General features: G+C 62.4%; 17 protein-coding genes. 7 read left to right on the top strand and 10 right to left on the bottom strand.

The window, feature by feature from the left end:
• Window positions 1-63 precede the first annotated feature (63 nt).
• Window positions 64-708 (top strand): pentapeptide repeat-containing protein, encoded by a 645-nt coding sequence (locus tag AACY31_RS06555; protein WP_339479251.1) that lies wholly within the window; start codon window positions 64-66, stop codon window positions 706-708.
• A 68-nt stretch (window positions 709-776) separates the two neighbouring features.
• Here AACY31_RS06555 and AACY31_RS06550 read toward each other — a convergent pair whose 3' ends face one another.
• Together AACY31_RS06550 and AACY31_RS06545 are read right to left on the bottom strand one after the other, a co-directional pair.
• Window positions 777-1,415, bottom strand: a complete 639-nt coding sequence (locus AACY31_RS06550) for a response regulator transcription factor (protein ID WP_339479249.1) — start codon at window positions 1,413-1,415, stop codon at window positions 777-779.
• A complete protein-coding gene (locus AACY31_RS06545; protein WP_339479247.1) occupies window positions 1,415-2,668 on the bottom strand; it encodes a HAMP domain-containing sensor histidine kinase in 1,254 nt (417 codons plus the stop codon). The genes AACY31_RS06550 and AACY31_RS06545 overlap by 1 nt, the downstream gene beginning before the upstream one ends.
• 314 nt (window positions 2,669-2,982) lie before the next feature.
• Between AACY31_RS06545 and AACY31_RS06540 the strand changes: the two genes are divergently transcribed.
• The 6 genes from AACY31_RS06540 (at window position 2,983) to AACY31_RS06515 (ending at window position 8,203) form a co-directional block, all read left to right on the top strand.
• Window positions 2,983-4,149: an ABC transporter substrate-binding protein gene (locus AACY31_RS06540; protein ID WP_339504190.1), complete on the top strand. Its 1,167-nt coding sequence runs from the start codon at window positions 2,983-2,985 to the stop codon at window positions 4,147-4,149.
• Between the two features lie 27 nt (window positions 4,150-4,176).
• Window positions 4,177-5,169 carry a YVTN family beta-propeller repeat protein gene (locus AACY31_RS06535; protein ID WP_339479243.1) on the top strand — a complete coding sequence of 331 codons (993 nt, stop codon included), beginning with the start codon at window positions 4,177-4,179 and terminating at the stop codon, window positions 5,167-5,169.
• Window positions 5,166-5,897: an ABC transporter ATP-binding protein gene (locus AACY31_RS06530; RefSeq protein ID WP_339479242.1), complete on the top strand. Its 732-nt coding sequence runs from the start codon at window positions 5,166-5,168 to the stop codon at window positions 5,895-5,897. The genes AACY31_RS06535 and AACY31_RS06530 overlap by 4 nt, the downstream gene beginning before the upstream one ends.
• On the top strand, window positions 5,894-6,685 hold the full coding sequence (locus AACY31_RS06525) for an ABC transporter permease (protein ID WP_339479240.1): 792 nt from the start codon (window positions 5,894-5,896) through the stop codon (window positions 6,683-6,685). Before AACY31_RS06530 ends, AACY31_RS06525 begins: the two co-directional genes overlap by 4 nt.
• Before the next feature lie 259 nt (window positions 6,686-6,944).
• Entirely contained in the window at window positions 6,945-7,478 is a 534-nt protein-coding gene (locus tag AACY31_RS06520) for a PQQ-dependent catabolism-associated CXXCW motif protein (protein WP_339479238.1), read from the top strand.
• A gap of 59 nt (window positions 7,479-7,537) precedes the next feature.
• Window positions 7,538-8,203, top strand: coding sequence for a response regulator transcription factor (locus tag AACY31_RS06515; protein ID WP_053122521.1), 666 nt, complete (start codon window positions 7,538-7,540; stop codon window positions 8,201-8,203).
• A 233-nt stretch (window positions 8,204-8,436) separates the two neighbouring features.
• On the opposite strand, the gene nahK is transcribed toward AACY31_RS06515, so the two are convergent.
• The 8 genes from nahK to nosR all read right to left on the bottom strand — a co-directional run bounded on the left by nahK (window position 8,437) and on the right by nosR (window position 20,273).
• Entirely contained in the window at window positions 8,437-11,079 is a 2,643-nt protein-coding gene (gene nahK / locus AACY31_RS06510) for a hybrid sensor histidine kinase/response regulator NahK/ErcS' (RefSeq protein WP_339479232.1), read from the bottom strand.
• The gene (nosP, locus tag AACY31_RS06505) at window positions 11,009-12,172 is read right to left on the bottom strand and encodes a nitric oxide-sensing protein NosP (RefSeq protein WP_339479231.1); all 1,164 of its coding nucleotides are present in this window, start codon (window positions 12,170-12,172) and stop codon (window positions 11,009-11,011) included. Before nosP ends, nahK begins: the two co-directional genes overlap by 71 nt.
• A gap of 317 nt (window positions 12,173-12,489) precedes the next feature.
• Window positions 12,490-13,017 (bottom strand): nitrous oxide reductase accessory protein NosL, encoded by a 528-nt coding sequence (locus AACY31_RS06500; protein WP_339479230.1) that lies wholly within the window; start codon window positions 13,015-13,017, stop codon window positions 12,490-12,492.
• Window positions 13,018-13,047: 30 nt separating this feature from the next.
• Window positions 13,048-13,875: an ABC transporter permease gene (locus tag AACY31_RS06495; RefSeq protein ID WP_339479229.1), complete on the bottom strand. Its 828-nt coding sequence runs from the start codon at window positions 13,873-13,875 to the stop codon at window positions 13,048-13,050.
• A complete protein-coding gene (locus AACY31_RS06490) occupies window positions 13,872-14,789 on the bottom strand; it encodes an ABC transporter ATP-binding protein (RefSeq protein WP_339479228.1) in 918 nt (305 codons plus the stop codon). Before AACY31_RS06490 ends, AACY31_RS06495 begins: the two co-directional genes overlap by 4 nt.
• Entirely contained in the window at window positions 14,786-16,105 is a 1,320-nt protein-coding gene (locus AACY31_RS06485) for a nitrous oxide reductase family maturation protein NosD (protein WP_339479226.1), read from the bottom strand. The genes AACY31_RS06490 and AACY31_RS06485 overlap by 4 nt, the downstream gene beginning before the upstream one ends.
• A 26-nt stretch (window positions 16,106-16,131) precedes the next feature.
• Window positions 16,132-18,051: a TAT-dependent nitrous-oxide reductase gene (gene nosZ / locus AACY31_RS06480; RefSeq protein WP_339479225.1), complete on the bottom strand. Its 1,920-nt coding sequence runs from the start codon at window positions 18,049-18,051 to the stop codon at window positions 16,132-16,134.
• Between the two features lie 53 nt (window positions 18,052-18,104).
• The gene (gene nosR, locus AACY31_RS06475; protein WP_339479224.1) at window positions 18,105-20,273 is read right to left on the bottom strand and encodes a transcriptional regulator NosR; all 2,169 of its coding nucleotides are present in this window, start codon (window positions 20,271-20,273) and stop codon (window positions 18,105-18,107) included.
• Window positions 20,274-20,693: the final 420 nt, after the last annotated feature.

Raw genomic sequence — 20,693 nt, 5'->3', positions numbered from 1 at the left:
CAATGCAGGCTGAACCACCGCGATCGCGAGCAGGCTCGCTCCCACAGTTACCGAGTTCCAACCATGAAATATTTCCCTGCTGTACTCCTGCTGACCATTATCCATGCCAACGCTGACGACTCTGCCCCCTCTCTGACAATCAACGGCTGCACCATCGCCGAATCCAGTCAATGCCCCGGCGCCAACCTGCGAGGCGCAAAACTGGCGAACCAAGACCTGAGCAAAATGAACCTCAGCGGTGCCGACCTGCGCGACGCCGACCTGCGACACGCACGGCTGGACCTGGCCAATCTGGAGCGCGCCCAGCTTCAAGGCGCCAACCTGACCCGGGCCAGCCTGCAACAAAGCAACCTGCGCCTGGCGGACTTCACCGGCGCCACCCTCAAGGCGATCCAGGGTTGGGGCCTGTTCGCCCAGGGCGCGCAACTCCAGCGGGCCGACTTGACGGCGGCCTACCTGCAATTCGCCCGCCTGTCCGGGGCCCGCTTGCACGAGGCCAACCTGCAGGCGGCAGACCTGGAAATGGCCTGGCTGAGCAAGGCCGACCTCAAGGGCGCCGACCTGCGCGACGCCAACCTACAGGAAGCCAAGCTCGGCGAAAGCAACCTGGAACAGGCCAACCTGAGCGGTTCTCGCCAGCATTACGGGAATTTCCAGGATGCGAACATGCAGGGCTGTACCGGGTGCCCGACATCCTGGGATCAGTGAAGACTTGATCGTTCCTACGCTCCGCGTGGGAATGCCTCAACGGACGCTCCGCGTTCGGCTCTGTCATTTCACCCCGCCACCCGCACCACCCCCATATCGATCCCCAGGTGCACCAGCTCAGCATGGGAGCTGACCTGCAACTTGCTCTTGAGCAGCGTCAGGTGGTTGGACACGGTCTTGGCGCTGATGCACAGCTGTTCGGCAATGGTCCGGGCCGGGGTGCCCTTGGCGAGCATGACGAAGATCTCCAGCTCTCGTTGGGTCATGCATTGCAGGCGCGGGTCGACATCCTGGCGCGAGCTGGCGCAGGCCAGTTGCGTGGCCAGGGATTGCTCGATGTAGACATGCCCGGCCAACACTCGCCGCACCGCCTCCACAAGCACCTGGGGTGCCGAATTCTTGGTCAGGTAGCCCGCAGCGCCGGAGTCCAATGCCTGGCGCACCAAGGGCAATTCATCGTGCATGCTGAAGAACAACACCCGCAGTTGTGGCAGGCGCTGGCGTAGCCGGCGGGTGGTTTCCAAGCCACTGATACCGGGCAGGCCGAAGTCCATGATCACCAGATGCGGCACCTGCTCCTGCACCTGACTCAACGCCTCCTCGCCGGTGGCCGCCTCGCGGACCTGCAGGTCCGGCATCAACACCCGCAAAAGGCTGGCATAGCCCTGCCGAACCACCGCATGGTCGTCCACCAACAAAATGTTCATCACGCCTCCAGGGCAATATTCAAGGCCAGCGCCCAACCGGCGCCAGGCTGGCTGATGATGCGCAGCTCACCGCCCAGGCTGCGCGCCCGCTCGGACATCGAGTGCAAGCCAACACCGGCGCGCGATGGTTGTGTCGCTCCGCAACCGTTGTCGCGCACCAGCAACCGCAGGCGCCCGGCGCGGCGTTGCAGACGAATCCGCACCTGCGTGGCGCCGGCATGCCGGGCAACGTTGGTCAACGCTTCCTGCAGCAAGCGATACAAATGGGTCTTGTCCGGGCCGGACAAGGGCGGCAGTGCTTTGTCGATCCACACCTGACAGGTGATGCCCTGGCTGGCCTGCCATTGCCCGGCCAACAGCCTGATGGCCTCGCACAACGGCAGGTGTTGCAACACCACTGGGTACAAGTCATGCACCAGTGCCCGGAAACCCAATTGCAAATGCTCGCAATGCTCTTCGAGCTGGCTGACGGTCTGCTCCAGCGCCGGCGGTTGATCCATCACCAGCCGCAGCAGGCAGGCACGGGCACGAATACCGGCCACGTATTGGCCCAAGTCGTCGTGCAGGGTCTGCGCCAGCTGGGTACGCTCCTGCTCCTGCACGGCCAGCAAGGCCTGGGTAAGCCGGGCGTTATCGGCCTGGGCCTCGGCCAGGGCGGCGGTCATGCGGTTGAAATGCCCCGCCAGATGCTGCGCCTCCGCCCCCCCTTCAGTGCCCAGGCGCACCTGCAGGTTCCCGGCAGACACCTGACGCAATGCATGCAGCAACTCATCGAGCAAACGCATGGCCCGGCGTACCCCCCAGCGAATCACCAACAGGCTGAGCGACAGCGCCAAGGCGCAGACGTACAACAGTTGCACCAAGGAATCGAGAATCTCATCGATTTCATCGCGCGGATCGACGGCAATCCAGGCCCGTCGACCGTCCGGCAAATCCACTACCTGGGCCGCGGGTCCGTCATCCAATAGGCGGCGACCGAGCCAGGCCTTCATCCCGGCTTCATCCGCCGGGAACCATTCCCCAGGGGCCAGCCAACGAACCCGCACATGACGCAGGCTGCCGGTCAAGCGCGGTTGGAGACTGGCCGGATCGCGCTCGGCGGTTTCACCCAGGTAATGCACCACCGACTCGGCCGATTGCAGCTCTCGTTTCACATCGGCCATGGCCTGGTGCAACAACAGGACTGCACAGGCCAGGGTGACCAGGGCGAAAAAGGCGGAAACCCAGAGATTGATGCGCCACAGGGCTGACATGGCTAGCGGCCCATTGCCGGAATGAGCTCGCAGTGTGTATGCACGCCACAGATCCCTTGCGGGTGTTTGCAGGTTTTGTGTTTGCCAGGCAACCGATCAACCCCAATCAAACTCAGAATCAGCAGAAACGGTAGCAGCAGCGCTTTGAGAATCCGCATGGTCTGTCCCTTCCTGGTCAATGACGATGCCTTGCATGCTAAAACCCCGGCCTCCAAGGTGAGTTACTACCTTGGTACTGCACTGGCGGTACTTTCTGCATATTTCCCCATGAGCCTGGGCTTTCTATGCTGACGCTACCTGCAATGGAGGATGTCATGCGCCGGCTCGTCAGTTACGCCTTGGTTTCTCTGCTGGCCGCGGCAACCGCTCACGCGGACGATGCCATGCCGCTGCAAGTACGCATCGGCTATCTGGGCTATCGCCCCGATCCAGGCCCGTTGCTGTCCAACGTCATTACCGAACCGACCGATGCCGGGTTACGCGGCGCTGAGCTGGCAATCGTCGACAGCAACAGCACCGGACGTTTTCTCAAGCACGACTACCGCCTGGAAAGCGCCCGCGCCGACACCCCCGAAGCGCTGCTCCAAGCCGCCCGAGCCCAACACGATCAGGGCCTGCGACTGTTCGTGGTCAACGCACCGGCCGCCAGCCTGCGCCAACTCAGCGCCGCCCTGCCCGACAGCCTGCTGTTCAACGCCGGCAGCCCCGACGATAGCCTGCGCAGCACCCACTGCCTGGGCAACGTGCTGCACAGCCTGCCCGACCGCGCCATGCTCGCCGATGCCCTGGTGCAGTTCAGCGTCGTGCGTAAATGGCGGCGGGCCTTGCTGATCGTCGGCCAGACGCCCGAGGACCAGGCCTATGCCGCCGCATTGCACCGGGCCATGAAACGCTTCGGCATGAAGATCGTCGCCGAGAAGGTCTGGCAGTTCGACAACGACCAGCGCCGCAGCGCCCAGGCCGACATGCCGCTGTTCACCCAGACCGCCGAATACGACGTGGTGCTGGTGGCTGACGAGCGCGGCGACTTCGGTGAATACCTGCCCTACCAGACCTGGTACCCACGCCCGGTAGCCGGCACCCAAGGGCTGACCCCCACCGGTTGGCACAAGACCGTGGAAACCTACGGCGCGGCGCAACTGCAAAAACGCTTTGAAGCCCTGGCCGGACGCTGGATGAACGACCGCGATTTCGCCGCTTGGATTGCCGTGCGCAGCATCGCCAGCGCCGTGAGCAAGTTACGTCAGGACGATCCACTGGCCATCCGCCAACTGGCCCTCAGCGACCAGTTGCCCCTGGACGGCTTCAAGGGTCGCAAGCTCAGCTACCGGCCCTGGAACGGCCAGTTGCGCCAACCGATTCCCCTGGTCCAGCCACGGGCACTGGTCAGCACCTCGCCCCAGGACGGTTTTCTGCACCCCTCCAACGAGATGGACAGCCTGGGCTACGACCAGCCCGAAGTGAGCTGCCGTTACCCCTGATCGACAACAACAATAAGGAAAACCGCCATGCGCCGCGCCCTGACTTATCCGGCCCTGTTATGCAAATCCCTCGCCCTGGGCGCTGCGCTGCTCGCCGCCGGTCCTTGCGCCGCCGCCAGCATCGCCTGGGTCTCCAATGAGAAAGACAACAGCCTGAGCCTGATCGACATGCAGAGCCTGGAAGTCATCGAGACCTTGCCGGTGGGCCAGCGCCCCCGAGGCTTGCTGCTGTCGCACGACAATCGCCTGCTGTACATCTGCGCCAGCGACTCGGACCGGGTCCAGGTGATGGACGTCGCCACCCGCAAGATCATCAAGGAACTGCCCTCCGGCAAGGACCCGGAGCAGTTCGCCCTGCACCCCAATGACCGCTGGTTATATGTCTCCAACGAAGACGATGCCCTGGTCACAGTGATCGATACCCAGAGCTCAGAAGTGCTGGGCCAGATCAGCGTGGGCGTCGAGCCCGAAGGCATGGCCGTCAGCCCTGACGGCAAGTGGGCGGTCAACACCAGTGAAACCACGAACATGCTGCACTGGATCGACACCAGCACCCAGACCCTGGCCGACAACACCCTGGTGGACCAGCGGCCACGCTTCGTCGAATTCAATCGCGACGGCACGCAGCTCTGGGCCTCGGCGGAGATCGGCGGCACGTTGACGGTGCTCGACGTGGCGACGCGCAAAGTCCTCAAGACGCTGACGTTCCAGATCAAGGGCGTGCACCCGGACAAGGTCCAACCGGTGGGTATCAAGCTCAGTGCCGACGGCAAGCTGGCGTTCGTCGCCCTGGGCCCGGCCAACCATGTGGCGGTGATCGACGCCAAGACCTTCGAAGTGCTGGAGTACCTGCTGGTGGGTCGGCGGGTCTGGCAGCTGGCGTTCACCCCAGACCAGAAGCAACTGCTGGCGACCAATGGGGTGAGCGGCGATGTCTCGGTGATCGACGTGCAGAGCCGCAAGGTCCTGAAGTCGGTGAAAGTCGGGCGCTACCCTTGGGGCGTGGTGGTCACGCCATGAACGCCCTGGAGGTCAGCGACCTGAGCTTTGCCTATGGCGCGCGCGAAGCCCTCAAGCAGATGAATTTCAGCCTGCCCGCCGGACACTTCGCCGCGCTGCTGGGGCCCAACGGCGCCGGCAAGTCAACGCTGATTGCCCTGCTCACGCGCCTGTACGACCTGCAACGCGGCGACATCCGCGTCGGTGGTCATTCCCTGCAGAAGTCGCCGCGCCCGGCCTTGCGACAGTTGGGCGTGGTGTTCCAACAGAGCACCCTGGACCTGGACCTGAGCATCGAACAGAACCTGCGTTATCACCTCGCGCTACACGGTTTTTCGCGGCGCCAGGGCAGCGCCCGCATCGACGCTGAACTGACCCGCCAGCACCTGACGGAGCGCCGTCACGAGCGGGTACGCGACCTCAACGGTGGCCATCGACGCCGGGTTGAGATCGCCCGCGCCCTGCTCCACGAACCGCGCCTGTTGCTGCTCGACGAACCCAGTGTCGGCCTTGATCCGGCCAGCCGCCTCGCCCTAGGCTTGCACATCCGACAACTGTGCAGCGAGCAAGGCATCAGCGTGCTCTGGACCACGCACTTGCTCGACGAGGTGCAGCCCAGCGACGACCTGTTGATCGTACACCAGGGCCGTCTGGTGGCCAGCGGGCAGGCCGACGCAGTGAGCCTGGAATACGGGGGCACTCTCGGCTCGGCTTTCACCCGCTTGACCGCCTCGGGAGTCCGCCCATGAATGCGTACTGGCAATGTTTCAGCGGCATCGTAACGCGCGAATGGCTGCGCTTCGTGCTGCAACGCACACGACTGCTCAGCGCCCTGGTACGACCACTGCTATGGCTGCTGGTGTTCGCCGCCGGCTTTCGCGCGGCACTGGGCATCGCCATCATCGCGCCTTACGACACCTACATACCCTACGAGGTATACATCGTGCCCGGGCTGGCCTGCATGATCCTGTTGTTCAACGGCATGCAGGGTTCGCTGTCGATGGTCTACGACCGGGAAATGGGCAGCATGCGCGTGTTGCTCACCAGTCCCCTGCCCCGGGCGTTCCTACTGGCGAGCAAATTGTTGGCGACTTCGCTGATCTCACTGTTGCAGGTCTATGCCTTTCTGGCCATCGCCTGGCTGTACGGCATCCAGCCGCCGACCATGGGCCTGCTGCTGGCCCTGCCGGCCCTGCTGCTGGTGGCCCTGATGCTCAGCGCCCTGGGATTATTGCTGTCCAATGCCATCCGGCAACTGGAGAACTTCGCCGGGGTGATGAATTTCGTGATCTTCCCGATGTTCTTCCTGTCTTCGGCGCTGTACCCGCTGTGGAAAATGCAGGAAGCCAGCCCCTGGCTGTACTGGCTCTGCGCAATCAGCCCGTTCACCCATGGCGTGGAGTTGGTGCGTTTTGCCTTGTACGAGCAGTTCAACCTGCTGGCGATGGCGGTGTGCGTGGGGTTGACCCTGGTGTTCGCGCTGTTGGCGGTGTGGACGTTCAATCCGCAGCATGCGGCGCTGCGCAAGGCCAGTTGAACTGCCTGACACAATTCCCCTGTGGGTGGACTCACCTGTGGGCGAGCTTGCTCGCGATAGCAGTGCATCAGTCAACATCATTGTCGAATGACCCGTCGCTATCGCGAGCAAGCTCGCTCCCACAAGGTTCTCCACAAGGGTTCTGTGCAGGGCCCATGGCTAAAATTACTACTTTAGTACTGGTTTTCCTGTCTATGGTCGCATTCACAAGACCTCGACCCTGGCATGTAATGGGCGCATAACAAAAAGGATAAATCCTATGCCCCGCTTGCTGGCGTTCCTCCTGCTGGGTCTGGCGCTAAATGTCGCACAGGCCGATACCGCGCTGTTTTCAGCGCAGGGCTATCGCATCGCCCAATACCGCAGCCCGACGCCCGCCACCATCGACGGCGCCCAGACCCTCGACACCCAGGCCCTGCAACACCTGCTCGGCCAAGCCTCGCCCCCCGTGCTGATCGACGTTTATCGTCGTCCGTGGCTCCAAGGGCGTTTCATCGACAACGAACCCCACGCCAACCTCCCCGGCAGCCTGTGGCTGGCCAATACCGGTGACGGCGATCTCGACCCGACCTGGCAGGGCTACTTCAGCCATCACCTGCGCACGGCCACTGGCGGGCGGCTGGATCTACCGCTGGTCTTTTATTGCCGCGCCGATTGCTGGCTGAGCTGGAACGCGGTAAAACGCGCCGCCGCCATGGGCTATAACCATGTGTACTGGTATCGCGATGGCCTCGATGCCTGGGAGGCGGCCAACCTGCCCCTGCAAGCGGCCCGACCCGAACCCTTTCCCTGATCTTGCAAGAAGTGCGTGTAACTGCCTTGCCCCACACGACAATAACGAGGTGAATGGCCATGTATAAAATCCTGATAGCCGACGATCACCCACTGTTTCGCGAAGCCATCCACAATGTCATCAGCGACGGCTTTCCTGGCAGCGAGGTCATGGAGACCGCCGACCTGGACAGTGCCCTGGCCTTGACTGCCGAGCACGACGACTTGGACCTGATCCTGCTGGACCTGAACATGCCCGGCATGCACGGGCTCAATGGCCTGATCAACCTGCGCAACGAGGCACCGACCATCCCCGTGGTCATTGTCTCTGCCGAGCAGGACAAACAGGTGGTACTGCAAGCCATCACCTATGGTGCGGTGGGTTTCATCACCAAATCCTCGCCACGCTCGCAGATGACCGATGCCATCGAGCAGATCCTAAACGGCAACGTGTACCTGCCCCCCGACATCATTCGCACGCAAAAAAGCCCAATGGGCCGGCGCCTGAACGAAACCCCGGCGTTCCCGCCGGAACTGCTCCAGGCCTTGACCCGCAAGCAACTGCTGGTGCTCGAACGCATGACCAAGGGCGAGTCGAACAAACAGATCGCCTACACCCTGGACATCGCCGAAACCACGGTCAAAGCTCACGTCTCGGCGATCCTGCGCAAACTCAATGTGCACAACCGGGTGCAAGCAATCCTCAGTGCCGGGGATATTGATTTCGGGGCTTATTTGCGGCGTTGAACAGCCGACACAACCCCCTGTGGCGAGGGCGCTTGCTCCCGCAGGGCTTTGTGTAGGCGCTGCCGAAGGCTGCGATCTTTTGGTCTTTCGCTTGGGATTGGGATTCAAGTGTCTGGGAAAGATCGCAGCCTCGTTGCACTCGACAGCTCCTACACAGCTCCTACATAGCTCCTGCACAGCTCCTGCACAGCGCCTGCAGGACCGGCGGGAGCAAGCTCCCAAGGCGGTGCGGCTTAACAACTCGTTGCCCCACCCAACAGATGACTCATCGCAATCTTGAGCTTCATCGGCCGCACCGGCTTGTGCATCAGGGTGTGCCCACGCTCGCGGATCTGCTGCTTGAGTTCGTTGCTGTAGTTGGCGGTGATCATCATGGCCGGGATCGGTGAGGCCCGGCGGGCGTTGATCCGGGCCACGGCATCGACGCCGTTCTGATCGTGGTCCAGGTGATAATCGGCGATCAGCAAATCGGCCTCGGCATGGTAGTTGTCCACCTGGCGGGCCAGGTCCTGTTCCGACAACGCGGTCACTACCTGGCAACCCCAGCCCTCCAGCAAAGTACGCATGCCGGCACAGATCGCCGCATCGTTATCCAGCACCCAGACCCGAGCCCCGCGCAGTCGTTCGAGCATCGGCTCGCTCATGTCCAGGCACGGCAACGGCTTGGGCGCCGTGGCGCTCAGCGGCACGTCGATGGCAAACATCGAGCCCTTGCCGGGCCAGGAGCGCACCTGGATCCGGTGGCCGAGGATCCCGGCGATTTTCTCGACAATCGCCAAGCCCAGGCCCAACCCACGGTCCTGGTTCGGGCGCTGCACGTCGCCGCGCTTGAACTCTTGGAATATTTCCTCCAGGCGGTTCTCGGCAATGCCAATGCCGCTGTCCCAGACCTGAATCGACACGCGCTGGCGGTGTCGCCGGCAACCCAGCACCACCCGGCCGCTGGGGGTGTAGCGAATGGCGTTACTCAGCAGATTGCGCAGGATCCGCGCCAGCAATTGCATGTCGCTGTGCACCAGCACCGAACAGCCGACAAAGTGCAACTCCAGCCCTTCGCTGCGGGCGACCTGGGCGTATTCGGCGGCCAGGTTGTCGAGCAGCTCGCTGAGGCCGAACGGCGCGACATCGGCCTTGATCACCCCCGCGTCCAGCTTGGATATGTCCACCAGGGTGCCCAACAAGTTCTCCACGTCCTGCAGCGAATTGCTGACGTTGCGCACCAGTTGCGCGTTGGCGACCGGTTCGCGGCGCTCAAGCAAGGCACTGGTGAACAGCCGGGCGGCATTGAGCGGTTGCAGCAGGTCATGGCTGACTGCTGCGAGAAACTTGGTCTTCGACAGGTTGGCCTGCTCGGCCTCGCGCTTGGCCTCCCGCAGACGCAGTTCCACCCGGCTACGCTCGTCGATTTCGCGCAGCAACTGATCGTTGAGGGTGGTCAGTTCGGCCGTGCGCTCCTGGACCCGTTGTTCCAGGTTCTGGTAGGCCTGGTGCAGCGCTTCAGCGGTGCGCCGGCGTTCGGTGATGTCGCGGATCAGCACGAAAATCCCGACCACTTCACCGTTGGCCAAGCGGTTGGGTACGTAGGAGCGCAGCATGTAGCGCTCCTGGTTATTGATGTTGGTCTCGGCGAACTCGAACGTCACGCTCTCACCCGCCAACGCCCGCGCCACGTAGGCTTCCAGGCGCTGGTAGTGCTGCTCGCTATGGGCTTCGCGCAGGTTCTGGCCGAGCATCACGCCACGGGGCCAGCAGTACCACTGCTCGTAGACCTTGTTGGTGAATTCATAGACCAGGTCGGCGTTGAGGTAGGCGATCAGCGCCGGCACATGGTCGGTGATCAGGCGAATCCAGCGTTCGCTTTCGCTCAGCGCCTCGGCGTGCTGGTAGCGTTCGGTAATGTCGGTGAAGGTGTTGACGTAACCACCCGTGGGCAATGGATGTGTACGGATCTCCAGGACCCGGCCATCGGACAGGCGCTGCTCGGATTCGTGGATCAGCCGGCCGTTGCTGTCGCGACTGGCCGGGGTCAGCAGTTGCAACTCGCTGTCGGCAATCACTTCGTTGAACGGCCGGTGAGCCGCTACCGGTGCCAGGCCGCTGAGTTCCAGGAAACGCCGGTTCCACAGCTCCAGCACGCCTTGGGCATTGACCATCGCCACGCCCTGGGACAGGTTGTCCACCGCCCGCTGCAACAGGTGGGACTTCTGCGCGATGGCCTGCTCGCGGCGCACGGTTTCACTGAGCTTGACGTCGGTGATGTCGGTAAACAGGATGACCCGGCCGCCCTCCTGGGTCGGCCGCTCGCTGACTTGCAGCCAACGCCCGTTCTGCAAGCGATACAACACGTGCTCGTCGGCTTGTCCGCGGGGTTCTTCGCTGAACAGCCCGTTGGCGGTCATCAGGCGCTTGACCTCGGAAAGCCGCATTCCGGCGATGATGCGCACCCGGCTGTTGGCCCAGAAGGCCTTGAAGCGGCTGTTGAACAGTACGATGCGTTGCTGCTCGTCGAACAGCACAAACGCATCGGAGATGCTTTCGATGGCGTCGATCAAGTGCCGGTGGGCCGTTTCTGCCCGCAGCCGCGCCTCGCCCAGCAGGTGATTGCCGGCCTTGAGCTCAGCCATGGCCTGGTTCAGCGCATCGGTGCGCTCGCGAACCTGCTCGGCCAGCACCACCGAGTGCTGGAACGCCGCATAGGGATCGTTGCCCCGGGTTACGCCGGACTCCACCCGTTCGATCAGCGCATCGTTGATGCGCCGCAACTTGCGGTTTTCATGCTGCTGGGCAGCGAGCTGGGCCTGCAGCTCAACGATGGCCGGGGACGCGATGTCGGGCAATGGCAACTCCGGTGAACGTCTGGTTGATGTGCATGCCATTGAACTGTTCTCCATAGGTGTTGAAGCCCATCACCCGTTGTTCACGCAGGAACTGGCCGATCTGCTCCAGGCCGCCACGGTCTTCCAGCTCCAGACGCCGGAGAAAGCAATCGCAGCCGATGGTCAGCAGCAAGTCACCGAGGCGCGCCTGCAAACCGTCGAACAGCGTTTGCAGGTTCTGCAGCAAGGGGCCGGGGGTCATCGCAGTGAGAACGATGCCGTTCTCCACCGCACAGTAAAAACTCAGGCTCAGGTCCGAGTGCACCTGCTGGATCGCCCGCACGTAGTACTGGTCATTGATGCGCACCGCCAGTGGATGGGCGGCGAAGACCCGGTAGTCGAGGGCGCTCACCGGCACGCCGATGTGCCGGGCGTATTCTTCGGCGGCGGGTTCGGCGTTGAGCTCGTAGACCCGTCGCGAGGCGCTGTCGGCACCGGTCACCACCAGTTTCTCCTCCCGGGGCAGGATGTGATGGGTGGTGAAGACTTCGAATTCCAGCCAGGTATTGATCAACACCACCACCGCCGCGCCGCTGTGGAACTGGCCTTCGAAGTACACGTGGGTGTGGGTCAGGTAGTTGTCATCGCCGGCCGAACCGCCGAAATGCGGGATGTCCCCCAGCGCGGCGCTCAAGGCCGCCAGCACCATTTCTTCGCGGCTGGACAGGCCATCGAGCAGGGTCAAGGCGAAACTGTGGCCCTTGATCGGTGCCAAGGCGTTACTGCGACAGCCGCTCGCCAGGCGCTCGACCATTTGCTGGGCGTCGATCAGGCTGAAGTGCTCCATTTCACCGATCAGTTCGGCGGCAATGGAAAAGTGCCGATGATCGAACCCCACCGCCGTCACACAGTTGCGACCATATCCCTGGGCGGTGATTTCACCGGCGCTGGTACAGCCCACCAGGCGAATTCCACCGAAACTCTGGGACAACGCCTGGCCCAGGGCCGGCAGGTCATATTCGGCAGAACAGAAAAACAGCACGAAGCCCAGGTGCGGGTGCAACAACTGCCGCGCCAACGCTTGGGCCACCTGCTGGACGTCCGTCGCCTGGGACATGGCGCTCACCACACCTTCGCTCTGGGCCTGCTGCATCTTCGCCTCCGGCGGGTGCGTGATAGGAGCCCTGAGTGTACGAAGCCGCGCCCGGTCGACGAATGCTACTTGGGTAGTGGGTGGACGCTTCCATGGGATGAGATTGATGCACAATGTGGCGAGAGCTTACTCCCGCCAAGGTCACCAGGAGCTGTGTAGGAGCTGTCGAGTGTAACGAGGCTGCGATCTTTCCCCAGACACTTGAATCTCAAGCGAAAGATCAAAAGATCAAAAGATCGCAGGCTTCGCCAGCTCCTACAGACCTCAGCAAGGGCACGTTCCCTCACCGCAAAGAGCGGTTCGTTGCCCAGGCTATATCAGTGGCTCATCGGCGACATGGCGGTGGCCTGCCCCAGCAGTTTCTGGTCGATGTCTTCCAGGCGCAGCACCCGGCCGCCGCTGTCGCTGGCGAGTTTTTGTGCCGCCTGGGGGTCGGAGAACGAGGCCAGGACCACACCCATGGCGCCTTTAAGCCCGCTGCCGATGACGAAGTAGGCGGTTCGGGCGTCGATCAGATGGGTGTCATCCGGTGTATCCCAATGGCTGCGGCCCATGTCGTGGACATACAGTTTGACGTCGGCTCGATGGTTTTCCGGCTGCAACCACCAGCCCAGCATCTCCGCCGGCGAGCAAAATTTCTTTACCCCCCCTGCCCCGACCGCCGCGCCCTTGGGCCCGGGGAAGTCAGTGATGACCATGCCGCACACATGGCACTCGTCACTGGGATGAAACGCCAGCGCCGCCTCGCTGGCCGCAGGTGGCTCGGCTTTGCCGCAGGCCGCCAGCGCCAAACACATCAACACCCCGGCCAAGAGGCGCCCCCCCATGAGGTACATCTTGTTCATCGTTGCATGCTCCCTTATCAAGATTGAAATTCACGGGCACCGGCGATTGAACAACCGATAGGCCAGCCACAACGGAACCGTCATCCACAGGCCCAGGCACAGCCAGAGCAAAGGCGCCGACACCGGCAGGTCGCTGCCCAAGGTCAACACCGCGGCGCCGCTGGACGCCTCGAACCCGGACAGGTTGATCAGCCGATACACGTCGGTAGGGTTCAATAGCAGCAGCCATGGCAACAGTTCCGGGCTGAAGCGCCCCTCGCTCAGCACCAGCAACGCCAGCAAGGCCAGGTCGAACACCAGCACGAAGAAAAACCAGACCCCCAGCGCCAATCCGGCCGCGGTGGATTTCTCTGCCGACACGCAGCTCAGCACATACGCCAACCCGAGGAACACCCAGCCCAGCAGCGTGCTGGATGCCATGAAGCGACCGAAGGCCCAGAGCAGCTGGCTCAACTGGACATCGTCCACCAACAGGGCGATGGCAAGCATTGCGCAGCCAAAACCGATGAAGGTGGCAAGGGCCAGGATCAAGCCGTGCCCCGCAAACTTGCCCAGCAGCAATTGGCCGCGCCCCAACGGGTAGGTCAGCAACAGCAGCAAGGTGCCGCTCTCGTCCTCGCCGACAATCGCGTCATAGGCCAGCAGCAAGGCAATCAAGGGCATCAGGAAGGTCGCCAGGCTGGACAGGCTCGCCACCGTGGCAGGCACCGAGGTGAACCCCAGTTGACCGGACGCCGCCGCGCCGAGCCAGGCGATGCCAATCGCCAGCACCGCGAACAACAGGCTGATCGCCAACAACCAGCGATTGCGCAGGCCGTCGCTGAACTCCTTGCGGGCCATGTTCCAGACCGGATTCATAGGCTGGTCTCCTCGGCAGCGGCACGGACCATGTAATGACGATACAAATCCTCCAGCGACGGCGGCTTGATCTCGACATCCGACGGGTCATCCTGGGCCAGTAGCTGGCGCAGCAATTTAAGCTTGCTGCCATCCGGCGCGGACACCTGCACCCCTTCGGCCCCCCACCCTTGGGTGGCGTGCCCTTCACTGCGCCAATGCTGGCGAAGCCAGTCGGCCCGCGATAGGCCCGAGGCCCGGATCAGCGTCGGCAACCCCGCGTCCTCCCGCAGCCGGGCCAGGCTGCCCAGGGCCAATAGACGCCCTCGGGTGAGAATCGCGGCGCGGTTGATGTGAGCTTCCACGCCAGGCAAGACGTGAGAACAGAGAATGATGCTGCTGCCCTGCCAACGCAGGCGGTCGAGCAACTGATAGAGGTCCTGGGTGGCGATGGGGTCCAGGCCTACGGTCGGTTCATCCAGCAATAACAGGCGCGGCTGGCCGAGCAGTGCCTGGGCCAGACCAAGACGCTGGCGCATGCCCTTGGAATACGTCTTCACACGCCGTGTCGCGGCAGCCGCCAGCCCGACCTCCTCCAGCAAACGCTGCACCTGCTCCGGTGCGGCACCTTTGAGCCGGGCAAAATGGCGCAAGGTTTCCAGCCCGCTCAACTGCGGATAGAACATCACGTTCTCGGGCAGATAACCGAGCATCTGCCGCACGCTCGGGTCGCTGGGCGCGCGCCCGAAGACACGTACCTGCCCCTCGCTGGCCCGCAGCAAACCGAGGATCAGCTTCATCGTGGTGGTCTTGCCCGCACCGTTATGCCCGAACAGGCCGAGCACCTCGCCCTGACCCAGGTTCAAGTCCAGCCCGCGCAGCACGGCGACATCGCCATAGTACTGGCTGACACCTTCGATCTCGACGACGTTCAAGACACATCCTCCCGGATACTGTTGCGTGGCGGGGGCTGGACAGGCGTATCCATCAGCGGATGACTGTCCATCACCCCGGGGGATTTCATCACTGGGAAGGCTCGCTGCACCCAGCGCAGCAGTTCGATCCCCGGACTGTTCATCAACAACCGCACCTGGGGATACAGCCACAGCAGGCGATCCACGTTGTCGTTGGGTTCATAGGCCACATCGCCCAAGCCGTCGCCGTTGCGATCCCAGCCCAGGTAGTCGCTCCAGTAATTGCCGCGGCCATCCACCGACCACTCCTGCAATCGCGTGGCAACGTATTTGACCTGACGCTGGTTGTGGACGAAGGCATTGCCGGCGATGCGGTTATCCTCCGAGCCGGCCGTCAGGTGGATGCCCACGGCGCTGCGCTGGAAATGATTGCCTTCGATGCGGTTGAACAACGAGTTGTAAATGAACAGGGCCTTGCCCTCGGCACCCGTGATCATGGTGTCGCCGGTGGACCCGTCGCGCACGTCGGTGACGACGTTGTCGCGCAGTGTGGAATAGGTGATGTAGTTCATCAGGATCCCGTAGTTCTGATCCTGTTCGGAGCGATTGCCGATGACCGTCAGCTGGCGGCTTTGCATCAAGGCATAGCCAGTGCGGGTGCGCCGGGTGACGTTGTCCAGCAGGCGATTATCGTTGGCGAACATGTAATGCACGCCGTAGCGCAGGTCCTCCAGGACATTGCCCTGGAGCAGATTGCCATTGGACGTGTCGATGTAGATGCCGTCGCGGGTTTCGCGCACTTGGTTGCCGATGACCCGGGCGCCGTGTACCGCATACAAATGGATGCCATTGCCACGGTCCTGGGAGCGCAGGCTGGGGTCGCCCTGGATGCGGTTGTCGATCAGGCTGACGTCCCGGGTGCCATCGACCCAGATACCGAAGCCCTGGCCCTGCATCCGGTTGCCACGCACCACGGCCCCTTGGGCGAGCGGTTGGATGAACACGGCCGCATTCATGGCCGTCAGGTCGTGGCCCCAGTCCAGGAACGTACACCCCTGAATCCGCACGTTCGGGGCACGAATGATCACGCCATTGCCCTCGCCCTGGCCCTGGAATACGGCATCCGGCGCACACGTGAGGGTCATGGGTTGATCGATGCTGAACGAGCCCCGGTACTGGCCCGCAGGCAGTCGCCATTGCTGATCGCCCTCGGCCTGCAAAGGCAAATCGGTGATCGGCTGCGGCGCACCGAGCGCGCCGCCCGATAGCAGGCACAGCACCAGCGCAATGACCGATTGGCAAGCGTGGCCTGCAGGTTGCGGCTTTTTCCCGGTCATTGCACCTGTCTCCTTGACGAGCCGTCTCAGGCCTTTTCAACCAGCATGCGCCCGACCATTTCCATGTGCAGGGCGTGACAGAACCAGCTGCAGTAGTACCAGTGCAAACCAGCCTTGTCGGCGGTGAACGTGATGGATGAGGTCTGTTGCGGGCTGATCTCCATGCTTGCGCCATGGTTGGTCATGACAAAGCCGTGGGACACGTCCTCGATCTGGTCGATGTTGGTGATGGTCACCGTCACCTCGTTGCCTTGCTTGACGGTGAACTCCGTCAGGCCATAGGTCGGCGCCATCGAGGTCATGTACACCCGCACCTTGTTGCCGTCGCGGATGACCTTGTTGTCGGTTTCCAGGTTGATGCCGTCCTTCTTCGCCCGCTCCACGGTGCCTGCGAAGAACGGATCGTTGCGGTTCCAGATTTTCTGGGGCTTGATCTGGTCGCGTCGCGCGAGAATGCAGTCATGCGGTTCGGCGAAGGCCGGGCCGTCGTGCACCAGCTTCATTTCGTCACCGGAAATATCGATCAGTTGATCGTTCTCCGGGTGCAATGGGCCGGTAGGCAGGAAGCGGTCCTTGGAAAACTTGCACAACACCACCAGCCACTTGCCGTCCGCCTCGCTGGTTTCGGTGAGGGATGCATGGTTGTGGCCGGGCTGGTACTGGACGTCGAGCTTCTGCTTGATGTAATTGACCTTTTCGCCCTTGTAGGCGCGGATGGCATCCTCCATGTTCCACTTCACCACTTGGCTGTCGATGAACAGCGTCGTGTAGGCATAGCCGCGCCCGTCGAACGTGGTGTGCAGCGGCCCGAGCCCCAGTTCCGGCTCGGCGACGATCACTTCGCGTGGATCCTTGTAACGGTCGTTGAACAGGTCATCCAGACGGTCGATGGCGATCATCGAAACCGTGGGCGACAGCTTGCCGTTGGCGATGAAGTATTTGCCGTCCGGCGAGGTATTGAGCCCGTGGGGGTTCTTCGGCACGGGAATGTAGCGAGTGAACTCGGAGTCCTTGCCATCGGTCTTGCGGCCATCGACCACCGGCACCTTGGAGCCGTCCAGGTTAATGAACTTGCCGGCCTTGATCGCCGCCTCGATACGCGCAATGTTGAACACCACCACCCAGTCGCGCTCGTTGCGCATCATGCCGCCCAGGTCGTAGGCCTTCTCGGAGTTGTAGCAGGTGCTGGCGGCGTATTTGCCGGTGTAGTCAGCGTCGGAGTTGTCCAGGTTGCCGTCGACGATCACCTGGAACGCCATTTCCATTTTCTCGGCATCAATGGCGTTGAACATCGTGAAGCTGTTTTTGTCTTGCAGGTCGAAGGTATGACCGTCGTTGGGGTGCGGGATCACGAACTCAGCGTTGGCGAACACGTACTTGGTGTACGGCACCTTTTGCAGGCGCAGGCCGTGAATGGCTTGTACGTTGGGCACGGTGAGGATCTTGTCGCACTTCATGATGTCCAGGCGAATGCGCGCGACCCGGGAGTTGGCCTTGTCGTTGATGAACAGGTATTTGCCGTCGTACTTGCCGTCAGTCATGGAGATGTGCGGGTGGTGGCAATCGCCGTTCTGGTACTTGGCGCTGTCGCCCAGGATGTCCTTGCTTTCGTTGGTCAGGCCCCAACCGGTGGCCGAATCGACGTTGAACACCGGGATGCGCATCAGTTCACGCATCGATGGCACACCCAGCACCCGCACCTCGCCCTGGTGGCCGCCGCTCCAGAAACCGTAGTATTCGTCCAGCTCCCCAGGCCCGACATGGATCTTCGACTTGGCCTCCTTGGCCGCCGCCGCCCAGGACTCACGGGTGAACGTCCCGGCCCCCAGCGCCGTCGCGCCGGCCAGTACCGCACCCGTTATCGCGCCGGTGCCGAGAAAACTGCGCCGACTGACCCCCCTGGGCTCTTCCTCCGAGCCTGGGGTTTGGTTTTTTTTGTCGCTCATGCTGTGTGCTCCATAAAGAATGAAACGGTCAAGGGACAGGCCATTGGGGTGCCTCAAGGCGCCGGGTTCACCTGCACCACGGGAATCAGTTGCGCATCGGTCGCGGTCGCCTTGCCGCGCTTCTTGCGCTTGTTGATCAGCGGCGGGCATTTGTTTTCGTTGTGCCAGGTCATCTGGCAGTCGAGGCAGTAATGGCATTCGTTGGCATTGATCCGGCCGTCGGGATGAATCGCCTGGATCTCGCATTCCTTGGCGCACAGTTGGCAGGGGTTACCACACTCCTTACGCCGCTTGAGCCAGTCGAACAGCCGCAGCCGGGTCGGCATCGCCAGGGCCGCGCCCAGCGGGCAGACGTAGCGGCAATAGACCTTGCGGGTAAACAGGTTGATCACCAGCAGGCCCACTGCGTAGGCCACGAACCACCACTGGCGGTCGAACCTGAGGGTGATGGCGGTCTTGAACGGTTCCACTTCGGCCAGCCGTTCGGCGGTGGCCATCGATTCCAGCGAAACGCCGAACAGCACCAGCAAAATGATGTATTTGATCGCCCACAGTCGCTCATGCACGGCGAACGGCAACTCGTATTGGGGCACCTTGAGCTTGCGCGCCAGTTCGTTGATCAACTCCTGCAATGCACCGAACGGACACAGCCAGCCGCAGAACACCCCGCGCCCCCACAGCAAAATGCTGGCGGCGGTGAACACCCAGAGGATGAAGATCAGCGGATCGGTGAGGAACAGCTCCCAACGAAAGCCTTCGAACAAGGCGTGGACGAAGGTCAGCACGTTGACCACCGACAACTGCGCCAAGGCGTAGCCGCCGAGAAACACCACCGTGAAGACCAGGTAACCGCGGCGCAGCCAATGCAACAGCGTCGGCCGTCGGGCCAGTGAATCCTGGAAAAACAGGATCGCCGTCAGCACCAGCAGGGCTACGCCAAGCACGCTGATTTCGACACTTTTCTGATACCAGAGCGTCAGCCACATCGGCCGGCTGGCTTCTTCGGCGGCCGCCAGTTGTTCGGCGGTCGGCAATGGCCGCTCCAGGTAGGGCTCTGGCAACTGATAGGCCAGCTCAAAGCTGCTGAAAATACCGCTGACCGGCCCGGTCTGGCGACGGATCAGCAGCTCCAGGCTCCAGGGTGAACCGGGGTCGAAACGGTGGGACGCGCGAACGATGAAGACCGCCATTTCGTCGAACTCAGGCATGTCCTCGGCGGCCACATCATCCAGACGTTGGAAGTCCATGTCGCGGAAGCTGATGACGTCGCCGAACTGGCGCACCAGCACCCGGTCGAAAATGCCGCCGCGCACATAACCCGAGCCCTTGAAGGAATACCGCCCGCGGCCCATCACGGCAATGGCTTGCTCGCCGGGCTTGAGCTCGCTCATCAGCGAGCGGTACTGCGTATCGCCCAATAAATTGCGACCGATGGTGGGCGGGTTGAGGTGGGTGACGTACAGGTCGATGAACGTGTCGTCGGCCTGGGCGGCGCTGGCGACTTCAACCTGCTCGGCGTCGGTACCTTTGAAGGTGGCGTCTACTTGACCGCGAGTCAGGTGCAAGCGCCGTACAGCGCCGTTGCCGGTCAAGGTCTTCCAGTCGGCGGGCTCGTAGATGTCCTGACGCACACGTGCCGGCGCCACGGCCAACCCCGCATCGCCCTTGACCAGGCCCAGGGACACTGCGACATCGTGGGCGGCGCGCATGATGACTTCATTGACCACCATCGCCGTCACGGTGGCCCCGGCGATGGCATCCACGGTCACGGCATTCGGATCGCTGGAATGCCCCACCACCACCCGTTGGTTGACCTTGATGCCGCTGTAGCGCGCGCTGAACGCGTGAAGTTTTTCTTCGGCGATGCCGATCAGCAGAATCGGCTCATGGTGTTCGAGCACATAGGCATCGAGAATCACACCGGCCGGATCGAGAATGACCTGGACATTAATTGGCTTGCCTGAATAGGCGGGAATGTCCACCACGTCCAGGCTTTGGAACACATAGCCCAGGACCTTGCCGGCAGCGGACAGCTTGCGCACCTTGAACCGCCCTTCGGGCTCGGAGATCGAATCGGTCTGATTCAGGACATGGTGGATGCGCTGTTGCGGGGTGTCGCCGTAGTCCCTGGCCTGGGCCAGGCCCGTGAACAACAGCAGGAAAACGAACAGCCCACGGAGCCAGAAGCGGGATAGGTGCAGCATCACAAAAGGAGGGGTCATGGAAGCCAGGGCTTAAAGACAGGATCTTGGCGATCATGGTAGGGGTCGGCCCCTTCTTCGGCCCTTGATTGAAATCAACTTGGGAAAAACTTAAGCCCGAATCCATGTGCAGACGCGAGCCCCCGTTGCGGCGAGCGCCCCCCGCTGGAGCAGTAGGTGCTGCACAGGAGCCGTGCAGGAGCTGTGTAGGAGCTGTCGAGTGCAACGAGGCTGCGATCTTTCCCCAAACACTTGAATCTCAAGCGAAAGATCAAGATCAAGATCAAGATCAAAAGATCGCAGGCTTCGCCAGCTCCTACAGAGCCCTGCGCGGGCAAGCGCCCTCGTCAGCTATCGGGGGGCCGTATCCTTGGGAGAAATCTGCAGATGTGTTTCTCATCTCTTGCGCCCAACGTAAATTTTTATCGCACGTGAACGGTT

This window comes from Pseudomonas sp. RL_105y_Pfl2_101 (assembly GCF_963970585.1).
In the GTDB taxonomy this organism is placed as follows: Bacteria; Pseudomonadota; Gammaproteobacteria; order Pseudomonadales; family Pseudomonadaceae; genus Aquipseudomonas.
The sequence above is the reverse complement of the archived record's forward strand: the minus strand, read 5'-3'. Positions and strand labels throughout refer to the sequence as shown.